The 24,097-nt window shown below is 51.5% G+C and carries 5 protein-coding genes; 3 read left to right on the top strand and 2 right to left on the bottom strand.

The window, feature by feature from the left end:
• Positions 1-159: 159 nt before the first annotated feature.
• Together hxlB and hxlA are read right to left on the bottom strand one after the other, a co-directional pair.
• Positions 160-717, bottom strand: coding sequence for a 6-phospho-3-hexuloisomerase (gene hxlB, locus CXL14_RS01635; protein ID WP_014416874.1), 558 nt, complete (start codon positions 715-717; stop codon positions 160-162).
• Positions 714-1,349: a 3-hexulose-6-phosphate synthase gene (hxlA, locus tag CXL14_RS01630; RefSeq protein ID WP_014416875.1), complete on the bottom strand. Its 636-nt coding sequence runs from the start codon at positions 1,347-1,349 to the stop codon at positions 714-716. The genes hxlB and hxlA overlap by 4 nt, the downstream gene beginning before the upstream one ends.
• 231 nt (positions 1,350-1,580) lie before the next feature.
• On the opposite strand from hxlA, the gene CXL14_RS01625 reads away from it, so the two are divergent.
• From CXL14_RS01625 to srfAB, 3 genes are all read left to right on the top strand, one after another.
• The gene (locus CXL14_RS01625; protein ID WP_007409352.1) at positions 1,581-1,943 is read left to right on the top strand and encodes a transcriptional activator HxlR; all 363 of its coding nucleotides are present in this window, start codon (positions 1,581-1,583) and stop codon (positions 1,941-1,943) included.
• A 591-nt stretch (positions 1,944-2,534) separates the two neighbouring features.
• The gene (srfAA, locus tag CXL14_RS01615) at positions 2,535-13,289 is read left to right on the top strand and encodes a surfactin non-ribosomal peptide synthetase SrfAA (RefSeq protein ID WP_101287640.1); all 10,755 of its coding nucleotides are present in this window, start codon (positions 2,535-2,537) and stop codon (positions 13,287-13,289) included.
• A gap of 21 nt (positions 13,290-13,310) precedes the next feature.
• Positions 13,311-24,071: a surfactin non-ribosomal peptide synthetase SrfAB gene (srfAB, locus tag CXL14_RS20490; protein WP_101287638.1), complete on the top strand. Its 10,761-nt coding sequence runs from the start codon at positions 13,311-13,313 to the stop codon at positions 24,069-24,071.
• Positions 24,072-24,097: the final 26 nt, after the last annotated feature.

Genomic DNA, 24,097 nt, shown 5'->3' with positions numbered 1-24,097 from the left:
TTTTTTGCCGTTTCCTTATTCAGAAATGAACGGTTGCGGCCGTATCGTCAATTGACTTATTATAGCGATAAGCTCACCGGCGAGGTATCTTCGTCTGCGAGTGTCGTGCGAAACAGGACGATAAAAAGACGGCCATCTGATAAGAAGGCCGTCAGCAAATCATTCCAGATTCGCATGCTTTGTAAACATGTCTGCTGAATTCAATTCTTTTTTCTCCATGATTTTTAGAATAACCGCATCGTAGAACAGCAGAAGAGTTTGTTCGAATAAAGAACCCATCGGCTGAATCGTCTTTCTGTCTCCGCCGGTCTCTTCTTTAGGAGAGCCGGGAATCGTTATTGTAAGATCCGCAAGTTTGCCGAGACTTGAAGCGGGGTTAATCGTTAATGCAGTGATGATGCCGTTAAGGTTTTTGGCTTTTTCAGCCGTATGAAGCAGACTTTTTGTTTCGCCTGAGCCTGAGCCGATGATGACGAGACCGCCTTCTTGGAGGGGAGGGGTAAGCGTCTCACCGACGATGTAAGCGTTCAGGCCGATGTGCATCATCCTCATGGCGAACGCTTTAGCCATAAAGCCGGAACGTCCCGCTCCGGACGTGAAGATTTGATCTGCCGATAAAATCAGATCCGCAAGCTTGTCAGCTTCACTGTCGGCTATTAATGCTGCGGTGCGGGATATTTCATTTAGTATTTCATGTAAGTATTCAGTCGTTTTCATGATCCTTGTGTGATCAGCTGTTTCATTTTAGCAGCAGCATCCGCTTTATTGTCAGCTCCCGTAATGCCTCCGCCGACAATGATTAAATCTGGGTTTTGTTTGATGGCTTCAGGAAGCGTATCAAGTTTAATGCCTCCGGCAATTGCGGTTTTAGCGCTCTTGACCGCTTTTTTAATCGCCGTCAGTTCCTCGAATGAATTTTTTCCTTCTGCTTGAAGATCATAACCTGTGTGAACACAAATATAATCAACACCGAGTTGGTCAATTTCTTTTGCCCGTGTTTCAAGGTTTTTTACGTTAATCATGTCGACGAGGATTTTTTTCTGCTGTTTTTTTGCTTCGGCAACCGCCCCTTTGATTGTTGAGTCGTCTGTCGCCCCTAAAACGGTGATGATGTCGGCTCCCGCTTCTGCCGCTTTCATGATCTCGTAACCGCCTGCATCCATGATTTTAAGATCGGCAAGCACTTTCAAGTGAGGAAAGGCTGTTTTCATTTCCTGCACGGCTTTCAGTCCTTCATTAATGACAACGGGAGTGCCGATTTCTACAACATCTATATATTGTTCGACCTCTTTCACAAGTTCAATTGCTTCCGGGATATTTACTAAGTCTAATGCCAGCTGTAATTCCACTTTATATCCACTCCTCTTTTTCATGTATTTCCATTCTATAGAGTGCCCCGCATGTTGAGAAGTACGCACTTTGAAGTCTAATAGTTACTTTGAGGATACTGTCCCCGCAGGCAATGCGCTTTGTTTCAGCAAAACTGCGTGGTAGTATAAACTGACGAAAGTTGTGTGAAAAAGTAAGCGTGTATGAATAGATGATAACCGTACAAAAAGTAAGAGGAAGGAGAATTGTCCGTGAGCCGAATGGATGAGAAAACGTTTAATTGCGAAAAGGAATTGACGCTTGCCGTGATAGGCGGGAAGTGGAAAATGCTGATTATGTGGCACTTGGGAAAAGAAGGGACGAAGCGGTTTAATGAGCTGAAAGCTTTAATTCCGGATATTACGCACAAAATTCTTGTGAATCAGCTCAGGGAGCTGGAGCAGGATCTGATCGTTCACAGGGAAGTTTACCCTGTCGTCCCTCCGAAAGTGGAGTATTCTTTAACGGCGCAAGGAGAAAGCCTTATGCCGATTCTGGACGCCATGTATAAGTGGGGAAAAGATTATATGGAATTAATCAACATTGATAAAACTGCAATAAAGGAATCTTTTTGAAGTGCTCTATATAAAATAGAGTGCTTTTTTTGCGGTTTAATGAAATCATATTGCGAACATTCGGACTGTCTGTTTCGGTTCTTGCGCTGTTTTTCCGGGTCAGATTACGTACATAAATTTTTTTTATTTCTGCCATAACTGGATATTCGACAGATTTTCATTATAGTTTAAAGATTTTTAATTTTACGTAAATAATATTTTTGAAAATAAATTGCGGGATGCCGCAAAATACCCTCTGGATTTGTCGGATTTTTTTTCGGTGTGCCGCATGAAACTTTTCACCCATTTTTCGGTGATAAAAACAATATTTTCATATAAAGTGAACGTAAGTAGATATATAGAAATACATGCAGAAATAGGTAAACCTTTCGTGCTTACAATCAATGGCTTTTTGTCTTGATTTCTCATAAATTTGATGCCGTATTTCGGACTGCGCGGGTGAACGGATGACGGATTTCGGCGGTGATTGAATCGGGATCGTTTTTGGAGGTAAGTGGTTCTTTTGGCTTGAGAATGAGTTAGGGACATAGAGGGAGGCTGTTTCTAAGGGAGAATTGACAACTTTATCTTAAAAAGGGGAGGCGCACACATATGGAAATAACTTTTTATCCTTTAACAAATGCTCAAAAACGTATCTGGTATACAGAAAAATTCTATCCGAACACAAGCATTTCAAATCTAGCCGGTTTCGGGAAACTCATTTCTGAAGACGGCGTACAGGCTCATTACGTTGAGAAAGCGATACAGGAATTCGTCCGGCGGTATGAGTCGATGAGAATCCGTCTGCGGCTTGATGATGAGGGGGAGCCCGTTCAATATGTGAGCGAATACCGTCCGCTCTCTATCGGGCACACGGATATCAGGCAAGCCGGCTGCTCTGCGGACGAGCTGTCCAAATGGGGGCGTGAAGAAGCTGGCAAGCCTCTGGCGTTATATGATCAGGATTTATTCCGTTTTTCCGTGCACACGATCAGTGAAAATGAGGTCTGGTTTTACGCTAATGTGCATCACATTATTTCAGACGGGATTTCCATGACAATTCTGGGCAATGCGATTACTGATATTTATTTGGAGCTTTCAGGCGGGACAAGTGAGGAACAGACGGAGATTCCTTCTTTTATTGAGCACGTGCTGACAGAGCAGGAATATGTGCAGTCGAAGCGGTTTAAAAAGGATCGGGATTTTTGGAACGGGCAGTTTGAGACCGTGCCGGAGCTTGTGTCCCTGAAACGGAGCCAGGCAGATGCGGGTCTTAATGCGAAACGGTTTTCTCAAGAAATTCCTCACGACTTATATGGCCGCATTCATTCATTCTGCGAGGAGCATAAAGTCAGCGTACTGTCTCTGTTCCAGTCAGCTCTGATCACTTATCTCTACAAAGTGACCGGCCGTGATGACGTTGTCACGGGTACGTTTATGGGAAACCGGACGAATGCGAAAGAAAAGCAGATGCTCGGGATGTTCGTATCTACGGTGCCTGTGCGGACAAGCGTTGACGGAGGACAGTCGTTCTTGGAATTCGTTAAAGGCCGGATGAAGGATCTGATGAAAATTCTCCGCCACCAAAAGTATCCGTATAACCTGCTTGTCAATGATTTGCGCGCTTCGAAAAGTTCGCTGAGCAGATTGTTTACGGTGGCTCTGGAGTACCAGGTGATGCAGTGGCAGAAAAAAGAGAATCTGTCCTTCCTGACAGACCCTATTTTCAGCGGAAGCGGTACAAATGATATTTCAATTCATGTGAAGGAACGATGGGACACCGGGAAATTGACAATTGATTTTGACTATCGCAGCGACATTTTCAAGGGGGAAGAGATTGAATCTGTTTCTGAACGTTTGATCACGCTGATTGAAGATGCGATTTCATCTCCTGATCGCATAATTGATGAACTTACTCTTCTTTCTGAATCCGAGAAAGAGCGGCTGCTGAAACGGGCCTCCGGTAATCCGGTGAATTACCGCAAGGAGATGACGATTCCGGGGCTGTTTGAAGAGAAAGTGAAGTCACTGTCTGACAAACCCGCGGTTGTGTATGAAGGTCGAACATTGTCCTATCGCACATTGCATGAACAGTCAGGACGTATTGCCGGACGTCTTCTTCAAGCCGGGATATCAGCCGATTCTCCTGTCGCGGTGCTGCTTGGCCGTTCTGAGCGTGTCATTGCGGCAATATTGGGAATTTTGAAAGCGGGCGGCGCCTATGTGCCGATAGATCCTGACTTTCCGGCGGATCGGATTCAGTACATTTTGGAGGACAGCGGAGCGAAGGCTGTTCTGACGGAAGCCGGAATACAGGCGCCTGCAGCGGATGCCGAACGGATTGATTTTGACGAGGCTGTTCAGTATGAGACGGCTGCGGACGGTGTCAGCACACAATCAGACCGGCTGGCTTACATCATCTACACGTCAGGTACAACGGGGCGGCCGAAAGGCGTGATGATTGAGCACCGGCAAGTTCATCATCTGGTGCAATCACTGCAGCAGGAGATTTATCAATGCGGTGAGCAGACGTTAAGAATGGCGCTTTTGGCTCCGTTTCATTTTGATGCGTCCGTCAAACAGATATTCGCTTCGCTTCTTTTGGGACAGACGCTTTATATCGTGCCGAAAACGACTGTGACGAATGGCTCGGCACTGCTGGACTATTATCGTCAAAACCGGATTGAAGCCACTGACGGAACGCCTGCACATCTGCAGATGATGGTTGCGGCCGGAGATGTCAGCGGAATTGAACTCAGCCACATGCTCATTGGGGGAGAGGGCCTGTCCGCGGCTGTTGCTGAACAGCTGATGACGCTCTTTCATCAATCGGGCAGGACGCCGCGTCTGACGAATGTCTACGGGCCGACAGAAACGTGCGTAGATGCGTCCGTGCATCAGATGTCAGCCGATAACGGAATGAATCAACAGGCGGCGTACGTTCCGATCGGAAAACCGCTCGGCAACGCCCGTCTGTATATATTGGATAAGCACCAGCGGCTTCAGCCCGACGGCACGGCCGGTGAGCTGTATATCGCGGGTGATGGTGTAGGCCGCGGCTATTTAAATCTTCCGGATTTGACCGCAGAGAAGTTTTTGCAGGACCCGTTTAACGGAAGCGGCCGCATGTACCGCACGGGTGATATGGCGCGCTGGCTGCCGGACGGGACGATCGAATATATCGGCCGTGAAGATGATCAGGTGAAAGTCCGCGGCTACCGTATTGAGCTGGGAGAAATTGAAACGGTGCTCAGAAAAGCTCCGGGCGCGGCGCAGGCCGTCGTGCTGGCACGGCCGGATCAGCAGGGCAGCTTAGATGTCTGCGCATATATCGTTCAGGAAAAAGGAACCGAGTTTCACCCTGCCGAGTACAGGGAGTATGTGTCCAAGCACCTTCCTGATTACATGGTGCCCGCTTACTTTACAAAAACGGACGAAATTCCGCTCACGCCGAGCGGGAAGGCGGACCGCAAAAAGCTGTTTGCGCTTGATGTGCAGGCTGTCAGCTCATCCGAATATGCCGCGCCGAGAAATGAAACGGAGGAAATGCTCACCGTCATCTGGCAGGAAGTCCTCGGAATGGACAAGGCGGGCATTTATGATCATTTCTTCGAGTCAGGCGGTCATTCATTAAAGGCAATGACGCTTCTGACGAAAATTCATAAGCAAATGGGCGTTGAAATTCCGCTGCAATACTTGTTTGAGCATCCGACGATTGCGGCGCTTGCCGATTATGCGGAAAACCGAAACGAAGGACCGGCATTCAATGCAATTGAGCCGGCTGAGAAGCAGGCGAGCTATCCGCTTTCGCTCGCTCAGCAGCGGACTTATATCGCAAGCCAATTTGAAGACGCGGGAGTCGGATATAACATGCCGGCTGCGGCCATGATTGAGGGCGCTTTAGACCGTGAAAAGCTTGAGCGTGCATTTTCTGCCTTAATCAGCAGGCATGAAGCGCTCAGAACATCGTTTCAATCAGAGGACGGCACGCCGAGACAAGTGATTGGCGAGCATGTTCCGTTTCATATTGAAATGATCGAAGCGCGCGGAAGAACGAATGAACAGGTCATGAAGGACTTTGTGCGCCGTTTTGATTTATCTGAGGCGCCGCTGTTCAGAATCGGCCTGCAAACGCTCGGTCACAATCGTCATCTGCTGCTGTTTGATATGCATCACCTGATTTCTGACGGGGTGTCTATTTCCATCATGCTGAAGGAACTGGCTGACATCTACGGGGGAAATCAGCTGCCTGAATTGCGCATTCAATATAAAGATTATGCCGTATGGCAGGCGGAACGGGCGAAAGAAGGCTACAAGAAGGAGCGGGCGTACTGGAAAGAAGTCTTCAGCGGGGAACTGCCGGTGCTTCAGCTGCTCCCTGATTATCCGCGGCCGCAGGTGCAAAGCTTTGAAGGTGACCGCGTGTCCGTCAAGCTGTCGAAAATGCTGCGGGAACGGCTGCAGAAGCTTGCCGAGAAAAACGGAGCCACCCTTTACATGGTGCTGTTATCGGCATACTATACGCTGCTTTCTAAGTATTCAGGACAGGAAGACATCATTGTGGGAACACCATCAGCGGGAAGAAACCACTCTGATACCGAGGGGCTTATCGGGATGTTTGTCAACACGCTTGCGCTGCGAAGCTCCGTGAAGCAGGGTCAGACATTTGCCGGCTTGTTAGGTCATGTGCGCAAGCAGGTGCTGGATGCGTTTTCCCACCAGGATTATCCGTTTGAGTGGCTGACCGAGGAGCTGAACGTACCCCGGGACATGAGCAGGCATCCGATATTTGACACGATGTTCAGTCTGCAAAATGCTTCGGACGGAATTCCGGAGATCGGTAATCTGACGCTGGCTCTTTATGAAACAAACTTCAATATCGCCAAATTCGACCTGACCATGCAGGCCCGGGAAACAGCGGAAGGCATTGCGCTTGATTTGGATTATTGCACGAAGCTGTTTAAGCGCTCAACTGCGGATCGCATGCTTGCGCACTATGTCCGTCTGCTGGAGAGAGCGGCAGCTCAGCCGGATGCGAAAATCAGCGAATATGATCTGCTTTCTGAACGGGAGGCTTTGACTCAATTACAGCGGTTCAACCCGGAACGCACGGCATACCCGAAAGAGCAAACGATCGTGCAGATCTTTGAAGAACAAGCCCGAAAGAACCCTGACCGGACGGCTCTTCAGTTCGAAGGGGAAACCCTGTCGTATCAGCAGCTGAATGAACGCGCCAACAGGCTTGCGCGGCATATTCTTTCGGTCGGAGGCGGCGGAAAAACCGCGGCTGTTCTGTGTGAACGGTCAATGGATATGATTGTTTCCATTATGGCTGTGTTAAAAGCGGGGTCCGCCTATGTGCCGATTGATCCTGAGCATCCGGTTCAGCGGATTCAGCATTTCTTCCGCGACAGCGGGGCGAATGTGCTCATGACTCAGCAAAGCCTCAAGCCGCTTGCGGAAAAGGCCGGTTTTCAAGGCGTCATTGTGCTTGCTGATGATGAGGCGAGCTATGAAAAGGACTCTCGCAATCCAGCATTGCCGTTTGATTCCAAAACGATTGCCAATCTCACTTATACATCAGGCACGACGGGAACGCCGAAAGGAAACATCGTCACACATGCCAACATTTTGCGGACGGTAAAAAACACGAACTATTTGACTGTTTCTGAAGAGGACACAGTGCTCGGTCTGTCAAACTACGTCTTTGACGCTTTTATGTTTGATATGTTCGGTTCGCTGTTAAACGGTGCAAAGCTTGTGATCGTCCCGAAAGATACGGTGCTGGATATGTCACGCCTGTCCCGTGTGATCAAACGGGAGAACGTCAGCATTCTGATGATTACGACGGCCCTGTTCCACCTGCTTGTTGATATGGAGCCGTCCTGTCTGACGACGCTTCGGAAAATCATGTTCGGGGGCGAAAGAGCGTCTGTAGAACATGTCAAAAAAGCGCTGGCGGCAGTCGGAAAAGGAAGACTGCTTCATATGTACGGCCCGTCGGAAAGCACGGTGTTTGCGACATACCATCCGGTGGATGTCATTGAAGAGGATACGCTCTCCGTTCCGATCGGGAAACCGGTCAGCAATACGGAAGTCTTTATTATGAACTCAGCCGGACGCATTCAGCCGGCGGGTATCGCGGGAGAGCTGTGCGTCAGCGGGGAAGGTCTCGTAGAAGGGTACTACAACCGTCCTGAACTGACGGAAGAAAAATTTGTAGAGCATCCGTTTAAGGAAGGTGAACGGATGTATAAAACGGGCGACTTGGCCAGATGGCTTCCGAATGGCGATATCGAGTTTATCGGACGTATCGATCATCAGGTGAAAATCCGCGGTCAGCGGATTGAGCTTGGCGAAATTGAGCATCAGCTCCAAAGCCATGACCAGATTCAGGAATGCATTGTGCTCGCTGTGGATCAGGGCGCGGGTGACAAACTTCTTTGCGCGTATGTTGTCGGCCTCCGAGAAATCTCTTCCCGGGAGCTGAGGGAGCATACGGCGAAGGATCTTCCGGCTTATATGATTCCGTCCGTCTTTATTCAATTGGATGAACTGCCTCTTACAGGGAACGGAAAAATCGACAGACGGGCGCTGCCGATGCCGGATGTGACCGCAGCGAATGCCGTGTCTTATACGGCGCCGCGCAACGAAACAGAACAAAAACTGGCGGATATTTGGGCTGAGGTGCTGCAAATGGAACGTGTCGGCGTCCATGATCAGTTCTTTGAGATCGGGGGCCACTCGTTAGCGGGGATGAAACTGCTGGCCCTTATCCAGAAGACATTCGGCGTGCAGCTTACCTTAAAGGATCTGTTCACTTCTCCGACGGCTGCGGGGCTGGCGCAGCTGATTGAAGGGGCTGAGCGGAAGGCGGCTGAGAGCATCACACCGGCGGCCGAGCGGGAAACGTATCCGGTTTCTTCACCGCAGAAGCGGATGTTCGTGCTTCAGCAGCTGGAAGGCGCTGAAACAAGCTATAACATGCCGTCTGTGCTCCGCTTAAAAGGAAAGCTTGATGCAGAAAAGCTGAAATCCGTCATGAAACAGCTGACAGAACGCCATGAAGCCTTCAGAACGACATTTGACATAAAGGATGGAGAAACGGTTCAGCGCATATGGGCGGAAGCTGATATCGACATGGAATATTATGAAGCCTCTGAAGAAGATGCTGAACGGATTATTCAGAGCTTTATCCGGCCGTTCCGCCTGGATCAGCTTCCTCTCGTCAGAACGGGACTGGTCAAGCTGGCTGAACATGACCACCTGCTGCTGTTTGATATGCACCATATCATTTCGGACGGCGCTTCAGTCGGCGTGCTGATAGATGAACTGTCCCGATTGTATGGCGGCGAAACGCTTGAGCCGCTGCGGATTCATTATAAAGACTATGCGGTATGGCAGCAGAAATTTATTCAATCAGAGCAGTACCGCAAGCAGGAGGAGCATTGGCTTCGGGAGCTTGACGGCGAGCTTCCGGTATTGACGCTGCCGGCTGATTACAGCCGTCCGGCCGTGCAAACCTTTGAAGGAGACAAGCTGGTCTTTTCTCTGACTGAGGAACAGACGTCGGCTCTTCGCAGTCTTGCGAAACAAACGGATTCTACCATGTACATGGTGCTGCTGGCGTCATACAGCGCCTTTCTCTCAAAACTGAGCGGACAGCATGACATCATTGTCGGCTCGCCGGTTGCGGGACGGTCACATGCGGATCTCACAAACGTCATCGGTGTTTTTGTGAATACACTCGCGCTTCGTACGTATCCGGAAGCGGACAAAACGTTCACGGACTATCTTAAAGAAGTGAAACAAACCGCTTTACATGCATTTGACGCGCAGGATTATCCGCTTGAAGACCTTCTGCAAAAGGTTGAGGTGCAGCGTGATACGAGCAGAAATCCGCTGTTTGATGCGGTATTCTCAATGCAAAATGCAAATGCGGAAAATCTGGTCATGGAAGGAATTGAGCTGAAGCACCATCCGTTTGACAGAAAAACAGCCAAGTTTGACCTGACAATGACGGCTGAGGACACAGACGAAGGCTTAACGTTTGTGCTTGAATATAACACCGCGCTGTTTAAACCGGAAACGGCAGAGACATGGAAGCATTACTGGCTTCAACTGTTAGAAGCCGCAGCGGAAAATCCGGCCGCGAAGCTTTCTGAGCTTTCATTGGTGAATAAAACAGAAAAACAAGCCCTCCTTGACGCATGGAAAGGAAAAACAATTTCTGTGCCGCGGGACAAAACGGTTCACCGTCTCTTTGAAGAAACGGCCGCCCGCTACGCGGACCGGCCGGCCGCGGCATACAACGGCGCGAAATGGACGTACGGCGAGCTGAACGCAAGGGCGAATCGCATCGCGCGCATTCTCATGGACTGCGGCGTCACGGCTGACGAGCGTGTCGGCATCCTGACGAAACCGTCCTTGGAAATGGCCGCGGGCGTACTCGGCGTCCTGAAAGCGGGCGCGGCATTTGTGCCGATTGACCCCGACTACCCGGAAGAGCGGATCAGCTACATTCTGCAGGACAGCGGCGCGAAGCTTCTTCTCACACAGGAAGCGCTGGGCGTGCCGGACAGCTACAAAGGAGAAACGATCCTGCTTGACGGCGGACGCTCCATTCTGAGCCTGCCGCTTGATGAAAATGATGAAGCGAACCCGCAGACGGAAACAACGGCGGATCATCTCGCTTATATGATTTACACGTCAGGAACGACCGGACAGCCGAAAGGTGTCATGGTCGAACACCATGCGCTGGTGAACCTGTGCTTCTGGCATCACGACGCATTCGCCATGACGGCGGATGATAAAAGCGCCAAATACGCGGGCTTCGGTTTTGACGCCTCCATCTGGGAGATGTTCCCGACATGGACCATCGGCGCGGAACTTCACGTCATTGACGAAGCGATCCGGCTGGATATCACCCGCTTAAATCACTATTTCGAAGAGCACGGCGTGACCATCACCTTCCTGCCTACGCAGCTCGCCGAACAATTTATGGAGCTGGAAAATACCTCTCTCCGCATGCTTCTCGTCGGCGGCGATAAGCTGAAGCGGGCGGTGAAACAGCCGTACACGATCGTCAACAACTACGGCCCGACGGAAAACACCGTCGTCGCGACAAGCGGCGTCATCAATCCGGAGGAAGGGTCGCTTTCGATCGGACGGGCGATTGCCAATACGAGAGCTTATATTCTCGGCGACGGCGATCAGGTGCAGCCGGAAGGCATTGCCGGTGAATTATGCGTGGCAGGCCGCGGACTTGCGCGCGGATACCTGAACCGTGAAGAAGAAACGGCGAAGCGGTTTACCGCCGATCCGTTCGTGCCCGGCGAGCGCATGTACCGGACCGGCGACCTCGTCAAATGGAACGCGCAGTGCGGCATCGAATACATCGGGCGTATCGACCAGCAGGTCAAAGTGCGGGGCTACCGGATCGAGCTTTCAGAAATCGAAGTCCGCCTCGCCCAGCTTGCGGACGTTCATGACGCAGCGGTGACGGCGGTGGAAGACAAAGCGGGCAATACCGCGCTTTGCGCCTATGTCGCGCCTCAGCAGGACGATATCGAAACGCTCAAAGCCGCGCTGAAAGACACGCTGCCTGACTACATGGTGCCGGCGTTCTGGGTGGAGATGGACGAGCTTCCGGTCACCGCAAACGGAAAGATTGACAAAAAAGCCCTGCCGGAACCGGACATTGAAGCGGGAAGCGCCGCGTACAAAGCGCCGGAAACGGAGATGGAGACGCTGCTTTCTGACATTTGGCAGGAAGTGCTCGGTCTTGACCAGATCGGCGTAAGCGATAATTTCTTCACGCTCGGCGGCGACTCGATCAAAGGCATCCAAATGGCGAGCCGCCTGAACCAGCACGGGTATAAATTGGAGATGAAAGACCTCTTCCAGCACCCGACCATCGAAGAACTCGTCTCTTATGTGGAGCGGACGGAAGGCAAGCAGGCCGACCAGGGCCCTGTCGAAGGTGAAGCGGACTTAACGCCGATCCAGCGCTGGTTCTTTGAGAAAAACTTCACGGACAAACACCACTGGAATCAATCCGTCATGCTTCACGCGAAAGACGGCTTTGATCCGGAGATAACAGAAAAAACATTACATGTCCTGACGGTGCACCATGATGCGCTCCGGATGATTTATCGTGAACAAAAACCGTATTACAGAGGACTTGAGGATGTGTCTGTTGAACTGAACGTCTTTGAGCTGAACGGACCTGCTGAAGACCATGAGGACCGTATCGAAAGGGAAGCAGACCGTCTTCAAAGCAGTATTTCACTGGAAACAGGACATCTGCTGAAGGCCGGGCTCTTCCGGGCTGAAGATGGAGACCACCTTCTTCTCGCAATCCATCACTTAGTCGTGGATGGTGTATCTTGGCGGATTTTACTGGAGGACTTCACGTCCGTTTATACGCAGCTGAAGCAAGGCAATGAACCGGCGCTGCCGCCGAAAACACATTCATTCGCCGAATTTGCCGAGAGAATCAAAGAATACGCAAATACGAAGGCGTTTCTGAAAGAAGCGGATTACTGGAGAGAGCTTGAGGAAAAAGAGGTGTGCACTCAGCTTCCGAAAGACAGGCAGTCTGGTGATCAGCGCATGAAACATACGAGAACGGTCAGCTTCTCTCTGACGCCTGAACAAACTGAACAGCTGACGACAAACGTACATGAAGCCTATCACACCGAAATGAACGACATCCTGCTCACGGCGCTCGGATTGGCGCTGAAAGAGTGGACGGGTGAAAACACGATCGGCGTTCATTTGGAAGGCCACGGGCGCGAAGACATTCTTGACGGCTTGAATATCACCCGGACGGTCGGATGGTTTACGAGCATGTATCCGATGATCCTTGAGATGAAGCACGCCGACGATCTTTCATATCAGCTGAAACAAATGAAAGAAGACATCAGACACATTCCGAACAAAGGAGTCGGCTACGGCATTCTGCGTTATGTAACGGCGCCCGAGCATAAAGAGAATCTTTCATTTGAGATTGATCCGGATATCAGCTTTAACTACTTAGGCCAGTTTAATGAGATGTCGGATTCCGGCTTATTTACAAGATCCGGGATGCCGTCAGGACAATCGCTGAGCCCTGACACAGAGAAGCCGAATGCGCTTGATATTGTCGGATTTATAGAAAATGGGAAGATGACGATGACGTTTGCCTATCATTCTCTCGAATTTCATGAAAAAACCATTCAATCGTTCAGTGACAGCTTTAAAGGGCACCTCTTGAAAATCATAGATCACTGCCTGGCCCAAGACGGACCTGAGCTTACGCCTAGTGATCTTGGCGATGATGATCTGACGCTTGATGAACTTGATAAATTAATGGAAATTCTCTAACAGAAAAGACAGAGGTGACATATGAGCAAAAAATCGATTCAAAAGGTGTATGCACTCACACCGATGCAGGAGGGAATGCTGTATCATGCGCTGCTTGATCCGCATTCTTCCTCCTACTTCACACAATTAGAGCTTAGGATCCACGGAAGCTTTCAGCTGGAGCTTTTTGAAAAAAGCGTCAATGAGCTGATCCGGACATATGACATCCTGCGTACGGTATTCGTGCACCAGCAGCTTCAAAAACCGCGCCAAGTCGTATTGGCGGAGCGGAAGACGAAGGTGCACTATGAAGATATCAGTCAATTAGATGAAGCGCGCCAAACTGAGTATATTGAACGCTATAAACGCGGCGTGCAGCAGCAGGGCTTTCATCTGGCGAAGGATATTCTCTTTAAAGCGGCGGTGTTCAGACTCAGTGAGAAGGAGCTGTATCTCGTCTGGAGCAATCATCATATCGTCATGGACGGCTGGAGTATGGGCGTTTTGATGAAAAGCCTGTTTCAAAACTATGAAGCGCTTCGTGCCGGCCGGCCCGCCGGGGGAAGCCAGGGCAAACCTTACTCTGACTATATCAAATGGCTCGGAGGCCGGGATTATGAGGAGGCGGAACAATATTGGAGCAGCCGCCTGGCGGATTTCGAACAGCCGAGCCTGCTCCCGGGCCGTCTGGCAGCAGAAAAGAAAGACTACCAAAATGAAGAATATTCTTTTGTCTGGGATGAGGAGCTGGTCGCGCAGATTCAGCAGACCGCCAACCGGCATCAAGTCACGGGGCCTAACCTGTTTCAGGCCGTTTGGGGTGCGGTGCTCAGCAAATACAATTATACAGACGATGTGGTGTTCGGCACCGTTGTATCAGGCCGTCCTTCAGAAATCAACGGCATTGAAACGATGGCGGGGCTGTTCATCAATACGATTCCCGTCAGAATCAAGATTGACAAAGATGCAGCCTTTTCGGACGTGATGGCGGCAGTTCAGAAAAACGCCGTGGAAGCCGAGCGCTATGATTATGTGCCGCTCTATGACATTCAAAAGCGCTCCGCCCTGGACGGCAGCCTCTTGAATCATTTGGTCGCGTTTGAAAACTATCCGCTGGACAAAGAGCTGGAAAACGGGGGCATGGAGGAAAGACTCGGCTTTTCCATTAAAGTGGAGCATGCTTTTGAGCAGACGAGCTTTGATTTCAATCTCATCGTGTATCCGGGAAAAACGTGGACTGTCAAAATCAAATACAACGGAGCGGCTTTTGCTCATGATGCCATCGAACGAACGGCGCACCATCTGACCCGCATGATGAAAGCCGCGGTCGGAACGCCTGACGCGCCCGTGGGGGAACTCGGCCTTGTTTCAGGCGAAGAAGAGCGGCAGATTGTTGAGGTATTCAATGATACGAAAACGGCGCTTCCGGAAGAGGAGGCCGTTCACCGTTTGTTTGAAGCACAGGCAAACCGGACGCCTGCAAGTATCGCGATAAAAGAAGCGGGACGCGAATGGACCTACCGTGAAGTGAACGAAGCGGCCAACTGCCTGGCGAGGCGCCTTGTGAAGAGCGGGCTGGAAAAAGGCCGGACCGCCGCTATTATGAACGACCGGTCTGCGGAAACCGTTATCGGAATGCTTGCCGTCCTAAAAGCAGGCGGCGCATATGTGCCGATTGATCCGGCTTTTCCGGAGGACCGTCTCCGCTTTATGGCGGAAGACAGCTCGATTCGGCTCGTGCTGACAGTTCAGGACTATCAAGAACAAGCGGGCACATTGCAAGTCCCGGTCGTCATGCTGGATGAAAGCGCGGATGAAACGGTAAGCGGAACAGACTTGAATCTTCCGGCCGGCGGCAACGACTTGGCGTATATCATGTATACATCCGGATCGACCGGCAAACCGAAAGGCGTCATGATTGAACACAGAAATATCATCAGGCTCGTCAAACATTCGAATTACGTGCCGGTTCATGAAGAAGACCGGATGGCGCAAACGGGAGCCGTCAGCTTTGATGCCGGAACCTTCGAAGTCTTCGGCGCATTGCTGAACGGAGCGTCATTGCACCCGGTGAAAAAAGAGACGCTGCTTGACGCCGGACAATTCGCCCAATTTCTGAAAGAGCAGCGGATCACGACCATGTGGCTGACGTCTCCGCTGTTTAATCAGCTTGCCCAAAAGGATGCCGGCATGTTTAACACGCTCCGGCACCTCATCATCGGCGGTGATGCGCTTGTGCCGCATATCGTCAGCAAAGTGAGGAAGGCATCACCGGAGCTGTCGCTTTGGAACGGCTACGGGCCGACGGAGAATACGACGTTTTCGACGAGTTTTCTCATTGATCAGGATTATGACGGTTCGATCCCGATCGGGAAGCCGATCGGAAATTCCACTGCGTACATTATGGATGAAAACCGCAACCTCCAGCCGATCGGCGCGCCGGGTGAGCTGTGCGTCGGCGGAAGCGGAGTGGCAAGAGGCTATGTGAATCTGCCTGAATTAACGGAGAAGCAGTTTGTACGCGATCCGTTCAGACCGGATGAAATGATATACCGGACGGGGGACTTGGCGAAATGGCTTCCGGACGGCACGATCGAGTTTCTCGGCAGAATTGACAACCAAGTAAAGGTCCGCGGTTTCAGAATCGAGCTCGGCGAAATCGAGGCGAAAATCAGCCAGGCGGAGAATGTGACGGAATCTGCGGCTGTGATCCGGAAAAATAAAGCGGATGAAAATGAAATCTGCGCTTACTTTACCGCAGACCAAGCCCTTTCGCCGGAAGACCTGCGCAAAACGCTTTCGGAATCACTTCCGGAATACATGATTCCGGCGCACTTCATCCAGATGAATCAGTTTCCGCTGACGGCGAACGGAAAGATTGATAAAAAAGCGCTGCCTGAGCCTCAGGCTGAAGCCGTTCAAAAAGAATACGTAGCGCCGAAAACGGAAGCGGAGCAGAAACTCGCGGACATTTGGGAAGGCATTCTCGGTGTAAAAGCGGGTGTGACTGACAATTTCTTCACGATTGGCGGACATTCTTTAAAAGCCATGATGATGACCGCTAAAATCCAGGAGCACTTTCAAAAAGAAGTGCCGATTAAAGTGTTATTTGAAAAGCCGACCATTCAGGAGCTTGCGCATTATTTGCAGCATGAGAGCGAGGAGGAGCAGCAGTTTGAACCGATCCGACAAGCGCCTTATCAGAAGCATTATCCTGTTTCCTCAGCACAGCGCAGGATGTATATCCTTAATCAGCTCGGACAGGCCAGCACGAGCTACAACGTCCCTGCTGTACTTCTGCTGGAAGGATCAGTAGACAAAAAGCGTCTTGAGGAGGCCATGCAGGCATTAATCAACCGTCATGAGACCTTGCGTACGTCGTTTGACATGGCAGATGGAGAAGTCGTGCAGACCATTCATAAAAATGTGTCGTTTGAGCTTGAAACCGCCGAGGGCCGGGAAGAAGATGCAGAAGAGCTGACAAAAGCCTTTATCAGACCGTTTGTGCTCAACCGCGCGCCGCTTGTCCGTTCGAAGCTGATCCGGCTTGAAGAAGACCGGCATCTTCTGCTGATTGACATGCACCACATTATTACGGACGGAAGCTCAATGGGCATTTTCATCGGTGATCTTGCGAAGCTTTATCAAGGCACGGAGCTTGCGCTGCCAAAGATTCATTATAAGGATTTTTCAGTCTGGCAGCGTGAAAAAGCAAATCTCGATCAGCACGAAGCCTACTGGCTTGATACGTTCAAAGGCGATCTGCCGGTGCTGGATCTGCCGCTTGATTTCCCGCGTCCTGCCGAGCGCAGTTTTGAAGGGGAACGCGTCATCTTCGGGCTTGATAAACAGGTGACGGCGCAGATTAAGAAACTGCTGGCTGATACGGATACGACGATGTACATGTTCTTGTTAGCCGCTTTTCAAGTGCTGCTGTCCAAATATTCGGGGCAGGAAGACATCGTAGTCGGGTCTCCGGCGGCCGGAAGACAGCATCCTGATCTCCAAGACGTGCCGGGCATGTTTGTCAACACAGTTGCGCTTCGGTCGCATCCTATCGGCAAAAAAACGTTCAAACAATTTCTGGATGAGGTGAAAACAGCGAGCCTTCAAGCTTTTGAGCATCAAAGCTATCCGCTTGAAGAATTAATTGAAAAACTGCCGTTAACGAGGGACACAAGCCGGAGTCCGCTGTTCAGCGTGTTATTTAATATGCAGAACATGGAGATCCCGGCCCTGCGGCTCGGAGATTTGGAGATTTCTTCATACTCCATGCATCATCATGTCGCTAAATTTGATCTTTCCTTAGAAGCGGCTGAACGCGGAGAAGAGGTCGGATTGAGCTTTGATTACGCGAAAGCCTTATTTGCGGACGAAACCATCCGCAGCTGGAGCGCTCATTTTGTCAATCTGATTAAAGCCTGCGCTGAAAATCCGGATATTCAGCTGGCCGACGCAAGCCTGCTGTCCGCTCCTGAACGGGAAGCGCTCCTTTCTGATGAAAAACGTACGGAAGCGGATCTGCCTGAGGGCACTTTTGTTTCGCTGTTTGAACGGCAAGCGCAAAAAACGCCTGATCTCACGGCGGTTGCGGGCGGAACAAGTCTGACATATCGTGAGCTTGATGAACGCTCGAACCGGTTTGCCCGCCACCTTCAGGCTTGCGGAACGGGCAGTGAGGACATCGTGGCCATTATGATGGATCGTTCGGCCGACTTGATTACCGCGATTCTCGGCGTCATGAAAGCCGGAGCGGCATTTCTCCCGATTGATCCGGAGACTCCTGAAGAGAGAATCCGCTACTCTCTTGAAGACAGCGGAACGAAGCTTCTGGTCGTCAATGAGAGAAACATGACCGCGGCCGCCGTTTATAAAGGAAAAACGGTCGTAATGGAAGACGGAGAATGGCAGAACGAAAGCGCCGATCGGCTTGAAACGGAGCCCGGCGCCGACCAGCTTGCATATATCATTTATACCTCGGGAACAACGGGCAAACCGAAAGGCGTCCAGCTGGAGCACCGCAATCTAATCAATTATGTCACATGGTTCAGCCGTGAAGCCGGTTTGACCGAAGCTGACAAATCTGTGCTGCTGTCTTCTTACGCATTTGATCTCGGCTATACGGCTATATTCCCGATTCTTCAGGCGGGCGGAGAGCTGCACATTGTGCCGAAAGAGACGTACACCGCGCCTGATCAGCTTGGTGAGTATATACAGAAAAACGGCATTACGTATATGAAACTGACGCCGTCATTGTTCCATATGATCGTCAATACAGCCCGCTTTGCGGCAGAACGCCGTTTCAGCCCGCTTCGTTTAGTGGTGCTCGGCGGAGAAAAGATCATCACGTCCGATGTCCGCAAGTTTCATGACGTATACGCCCATACCGACTTCATCAATCACTACGGGCCGACGGAAACGACGATCGGCGCCATTGCGGGACGGATCAATATGGAGCGCCTTGATCAATATGAGCAGCGTCCCGTCATCGGCCGCCCGATCGCGAATACCGGCGCGCTTGTATTGGACGGAGCAATGCAGCTCGTTCCTCCGGGCGCAAGCGGCGAGCTTTATATTACCGGGAAGGGGCTTGCCAGAGGATATCTTCACCGTCCGCAGCTGACGGCGGAGAAATTTCTCTCAAATCCTTTTTCACCGGACAGCCTCATGTACAAAACGGGAGATGTCGTCCGCAGGCTTCCTGACGGGACGATTGAATTTATCGGCCGTGCGGATGATCAGGTGAAAATCCGGGGCTACCGCATTGAATTAAAAGAGGTTGAAACCGTGCTGTTAAGCGTAAACGGCATTCAGGAGGCGGTCGTTCTCGCAGTCAGCGAAGGCGGGCTGCCGGAACTGTGCGCGTACTATAAAGCCGGCAGCGAGCTGAAAGGCTCTGAGCTTCGCAAACGGCTTTCCGAAACACTGCCGTCTCATATGCTCCCGGCCTATTTCGTGCAAGTAGACCGCATTCCGCTCACAGCCAACGGAAAAACCGATAAAAACGCCCTCCCGAAACCGGGCGTCAGCCAAACGGCGCAAACAGCTTCAGCCTTGCCGGAAACGGAATTGGAGGAAAAACTGTGCCGCATTTGGAAACAGACACTCGGTACGGATACGCTCGGCATCGACGATAATTTCTTCGATTACGGCGGGCACTCTTTAAAAGGCATGATGCTCCTCGCCAATATTCAGGCTGAACTGGACAAAACGGTTCCGTTAAAAGCGCTGTTCGAACAGCCGACTGTCCGCCTGCTTGCCGCATATATCGAAAAATCAGCGGTATCTGAGGGATATCGGATGATCTCACCGGCAGACAGTGCAGACGCGTACCCGTTATCATCCGCCCAAAAACGGATGTACGTCCTGAACCAGCTTGACCGGGAGACAATCAGCTATAATATGCCGTCCGTTCTTCTGATGGAAGGAGAAGTCAATATTTCAAGGCTTCAGGAAGCGCTCAATCAGATGATCAATCGCCACGAGTCTTTGCGGACGTCCTTTATCGATCAAAACGGCCGCCCGATGCAGCAGATCGCAGAACAGGCTGACATCGACCTGCACATCTTTGAAGCAGCAGACGAGGAGAAAGCGGATCTTATCATTCAGGCATTCATTAAGCCGTTTGATCTGAGCGCGGCTCCGCTCATTCGGGCCGCTCTTGTCAGACTGAATGAAAAGAAACACCTGCTGCTGCTGGATATGCATCATATTATTGCCGACGGCGTATCCAGAAGCATGCTGGTCAAAGAGCTCGCTCATCTTTACAAAGGCGGGAGCCTGCCGTCGCCGAACCTGCACTATAAAGACTTCGCCGTCTGGCAGAATGAACCTGAGCAGGCCGAACGGATGAAAGACCATGAGCGTTATTGGCTCTCCGCATTTTCCGGCGAGCTTCCTGAATTGAATCTGCCGACCGATTTCCCCCGTCCGCCGGTTCAAAGTTTTAAAGGACAATCCGTCCGTTTCAGAGCGGGGCGTGAAACGGAAAAAGCGGTGCGTGAATTAATGGAATCATCGGGAGCGACTCTTCATATGGTGCTTCACGCCGCGTTCCATGTCTTTTTGAGCAAAATCACGGGGCAGCGCGATATCATTATCGGCTCGGTGACCGCCGGAAGAACGAGCGCCGAAGTTCAGGAAATGCCGGGGATGTTTGTCAATACGCTTGCGCTTCGCAATGAAACGCGCAAAGAGCAAACCTTCGCCGGGCTGCTCGAACAGGTGAAACAAACCAATCTCGACGCGCTGGCGCATCAGGATTATCCGTTTGAGGATCTGATCGGAAAGCTTGACCTGCCGAGAGATATGAGCCGAAATCCGTTGTTCCAAGTCATGGTGACGACAGAAGATCCGGATAAAGAAACACTGGAACTGGAGAACCTGCGCATCACTCCGTATGAGTCGAACCAAGGCACGGCGAAATTCGATCTGACACTCGGCGGCTTTACGGATCAAGAAGGTCTCGGCCTTCAGTTTGAATATGCGGCTGATCTGTTTAAAAAAGAAACAATTGAAAAGTGGAGCGCCGGGTTCCTGCGGATTCTGAAGCAAGCGGCAGAAAGTCCGGACAGAAAGCTGCCTGAGATTTCACTGATCAGCGATGCTGAAAAACAAGCCCTCCTTGACGAATGGAAAGGAAAAACAATTTCTGTGCCGCGGGACAAAACGGTTCACCGTCTCTTTGAAGAAACGGCCGCCCGCTACGCGGACCGGCCGGCCGCGGCATACAACGGCGCGAAATGGACGTACGGCGAGCTGAACGCAAGGGCGAATCGCATCGCGCGCATTCTCATGGACTGCGGCGTCACGGCTGACGAGCGTGTCGGCATCCTGACGAAACCGTCCTTGGAAATGGCCGCGGGCGTACTCGGCGTCCTGAAAGCGGGCGCGGCATTTGTGCCGATTGACCCCGACTACCCGGAAGAGCGGATCAGCTACATTCTGCAGGACAGCGGCGCGAAGCTTCTTCTCACACAGGAAGCGCTGGGCGTGCCGGACAGCTACAAAGGAGAAACGATCCTGCTTGACGGCGGACGCTCCATTCTGAGCCTGCCGCTTGATGAAAATGATGAAGCGAACCCGCAGACGGAAACAACGGCGGATCATCTCGCTTATATGATTTACACGTCAGGAACGACCGGACAGCCGAAAGGTGTCATGGTCGAACACCATGCGCTGGTGAACCTGTGCTTCTGGCATCACGACGCATTCGCCATGACGGCGGATGATAAAAGCGCCAAATACGCGGGCTTCGGTTTTGACGCCTCCATCTGGGAAATGTTCCCGACATGGACCATCGGCGCGGAGCTTCACGTCATTGACGAAGCGATCCGGCTGGATATCACCCGCTTAAATCACTATTTCGAAGAGCACGGCGTGACCATCACCTTCCTGCCGACGCAGCTCGCCGAACAATTTATGGAGCTGGAAAATACTTCTCTCCGCATGCTTCTCGTCGGCGGCGACAAGCTGAAGCGGGCGGTGAAACAGCCGTACACGATCGTCAACAACTACGGCCCGACGGAAAACACCGTCGTCGCGACAAGCGGCGTCATCAATCCGGAGGAAGGATCGCTTTCGATCGGACGGGCGATTGCCAATACGAGAGTTTATATTCTTGGCGACGGCGATCAGGTGCAGCCGGAAGGCATTGCCGGTGAATTGTGCGTGGCCGGCCGCGGTCTGGCGCGCGGATACCTGAACCGTGAAGAAGAAACGGCGAAGCGGTTTACTGCAGATCCGTTCGTGCCCGGCGAGCGCATGTACCGGACCGGCGACCTCGTCAAATGGAACGCGCAGTGCGGGATCGAATACATCGGGCGTATTGACCAGCAGGTCAAAGTGCGGGGCTACCGGATCGAGCTTTCAGAAATCGAAGTCCGCCTCGCCCGGCTTGCGGACGTTCATGACGCAGCGGTGACGACGGTGGAAGACAAAGCGGGCAATACCGCGCTTTGCGCCTATGTCGCGCCTCAGCAGGACGATATTGAAGCGCTCAAAGCCGCGCTGAAAGACACGCTGCCTGACTACATGGTGCCGGCGTTCTGGGTGGAGATGGACGAGCTTCCGGTCACCGCAAACGGCAAGATTGACAAAAAAGCCCTGCCGGCGCCTGACATTGAAGCGGGAAGCGCCGCGTACAAAGCGCCGGAAACGGAGATGGAGACGCTGCTTTCTGACATTTGGCAGGAAGTGCTCGGTCTTGACCAGATCGGCGTAAGCGATAATTTCTTCACGCTCGGCGGGGACTCGATCAAAGGCATCCAAATGGCAAGCCGTCTGAACCAGCACGGCTACAAGCTGGAGATGAAAGACCTCTTCCAGCACCCGACCATTGAAGAGCTCGTCTCCTATGTGGAGCGAACGGAAGGCAAGCAGGCCGACCAGGGACCTGTCGAAGGCGAAGCGGAGTTAACGCCGATCCAGCGCTGGTTCTTTGAGAAAAACTTCACGGACAAACACCACTGGAATCAATCCGTCATGCTTCACGCGAAAGACGGCTTTGATCCGGACCTGGTGGAAAAAACCCTGCAAGCATTGATTGAACACCATGATGCGCTCCGCATGGTGTACCGTGAAGAAAGGGAAGGCATCATTCAGACATACCTCCCTGTCACAGAATGCAAGGCAAGCTTTGACATCGTTGATCTGTACGGAACTGACGAGGATATGCTGAAAAGCCAGATTCAGCGGCTTGCCGATCATCTTCAGGGAAGTCTGGATCTGGAGAACGGCCCGCTGTTAAAAGCGGAGCAATACCGGACAGAACAAGGCGATCATCTGTTAATCGCGGTTCACCATCTCGTCGTGGACGGGGTTTCATGGAGAATTCTGCTTGAGGATTTCGCTTCAGGTTATAAACAGGCGCAGCAGCAAAACAGCATCGTCCTCCCGCAAAAAACCCACTCCTTTAAAGATTGGGCGGAGGCGCTGAACACATTTGCGCAATCAGAAGAGCTGAAAAAGCAGGCGGATTATTGGGCGCAGGCAGATGCGGAAGAACTCCGGCCGCTGCCGAAAGACCATGATCCGAACAAACGGCTCGTCAAACATACGGCGGCCGTGAAATGTGAATTAACTGAGGAAGAAACGGCACAGCTGCTTACAGATGTTCATCATCCGTACGGAACGGAAATCAACGACATTCTGCTCAGCGCGCTCGGCTTAACGATCGGTGAATGGACGGAAAACGGCAAAGTCGGCATCAACTTAGAAGGACACGGCCGGGAAGAAATCATACCGAATGTCAATATTTCACGGACGGTCGGCTGGTTTACGGCCCAATATCCTTTGATTCTGCAAATCAGCAAGGAAGACGGCATCTCTTCCGTCATTAAAACGGTAAAAGAGACGGTGCGGCGCGTTCCTGATAAAGGTGTAGGATACGGGATTCTCCGGTATCTGTCATCCGATGAAACAGAACAAGGCGCCGCGCCTGAAATCAGTTTTAACTACTTAGGGCAGTTTGACAATGAAGTGAAAACGGAATGGTTTGAGCCGTCTCCATATGATATGGGACGTCAAGTCAGCGAAGAGTCAGAGGCGTTATACGCACTGAGCTTCAGCGGGATGGTTACAGGCGGCCGCTTCGTCATTTCCTGCTCATACAATCAGGAAGAATATGAAAGAAGCACCGTCGAAACACAGATGCAGCGGTTTAAAGACAATCTCTTAATGATCATCCGCCATTGCACGGCCAAAGAGGAGAAAGAATTTACGCCGAGCGATTTCAGCGCGCAGGATCTTGAGATGGATGAAATGGGAGACATCTTTGACATGCTTGAGGAGAATTTAACGTGACAAAAACAGATCACAGAAGGGGGGAG

Source organism: Bacillus sp. SJ-10, from assembly GCF_002843505.1.
Classification (GTDB): Bacteria; Bacillota; Bacilli; order Bacillales; family Bacillaceae; genus Bacillus; species Bacillus velezensis.
The sequence above is the reverse complement of the archived record's forward strand: the minus strand, read 5'-3'. Positions and strand labels throughout refer to the sequence as shown.

Coding starts and splice junctions, on each gene's coding strand:
- hxlB (WP_014416874.1), bottom strand. CDS start 717: ATGAAAACGACTGAATACTTACATGAAATACTAAATGAAATATCCCGC.
- srfAA (WP_101287640.1), top strand. CDS start 2,535: ATGGAAATAACTTTTTATCCTTTAACAAATGCTCAAAAACGTATCTGG.
- srfAB (WP_101287638.1), top strand. CDS start 13,311: ATGAGCAAAAAATCGATTCAAAAGGTGTATGCACTCACACCGATGCAG.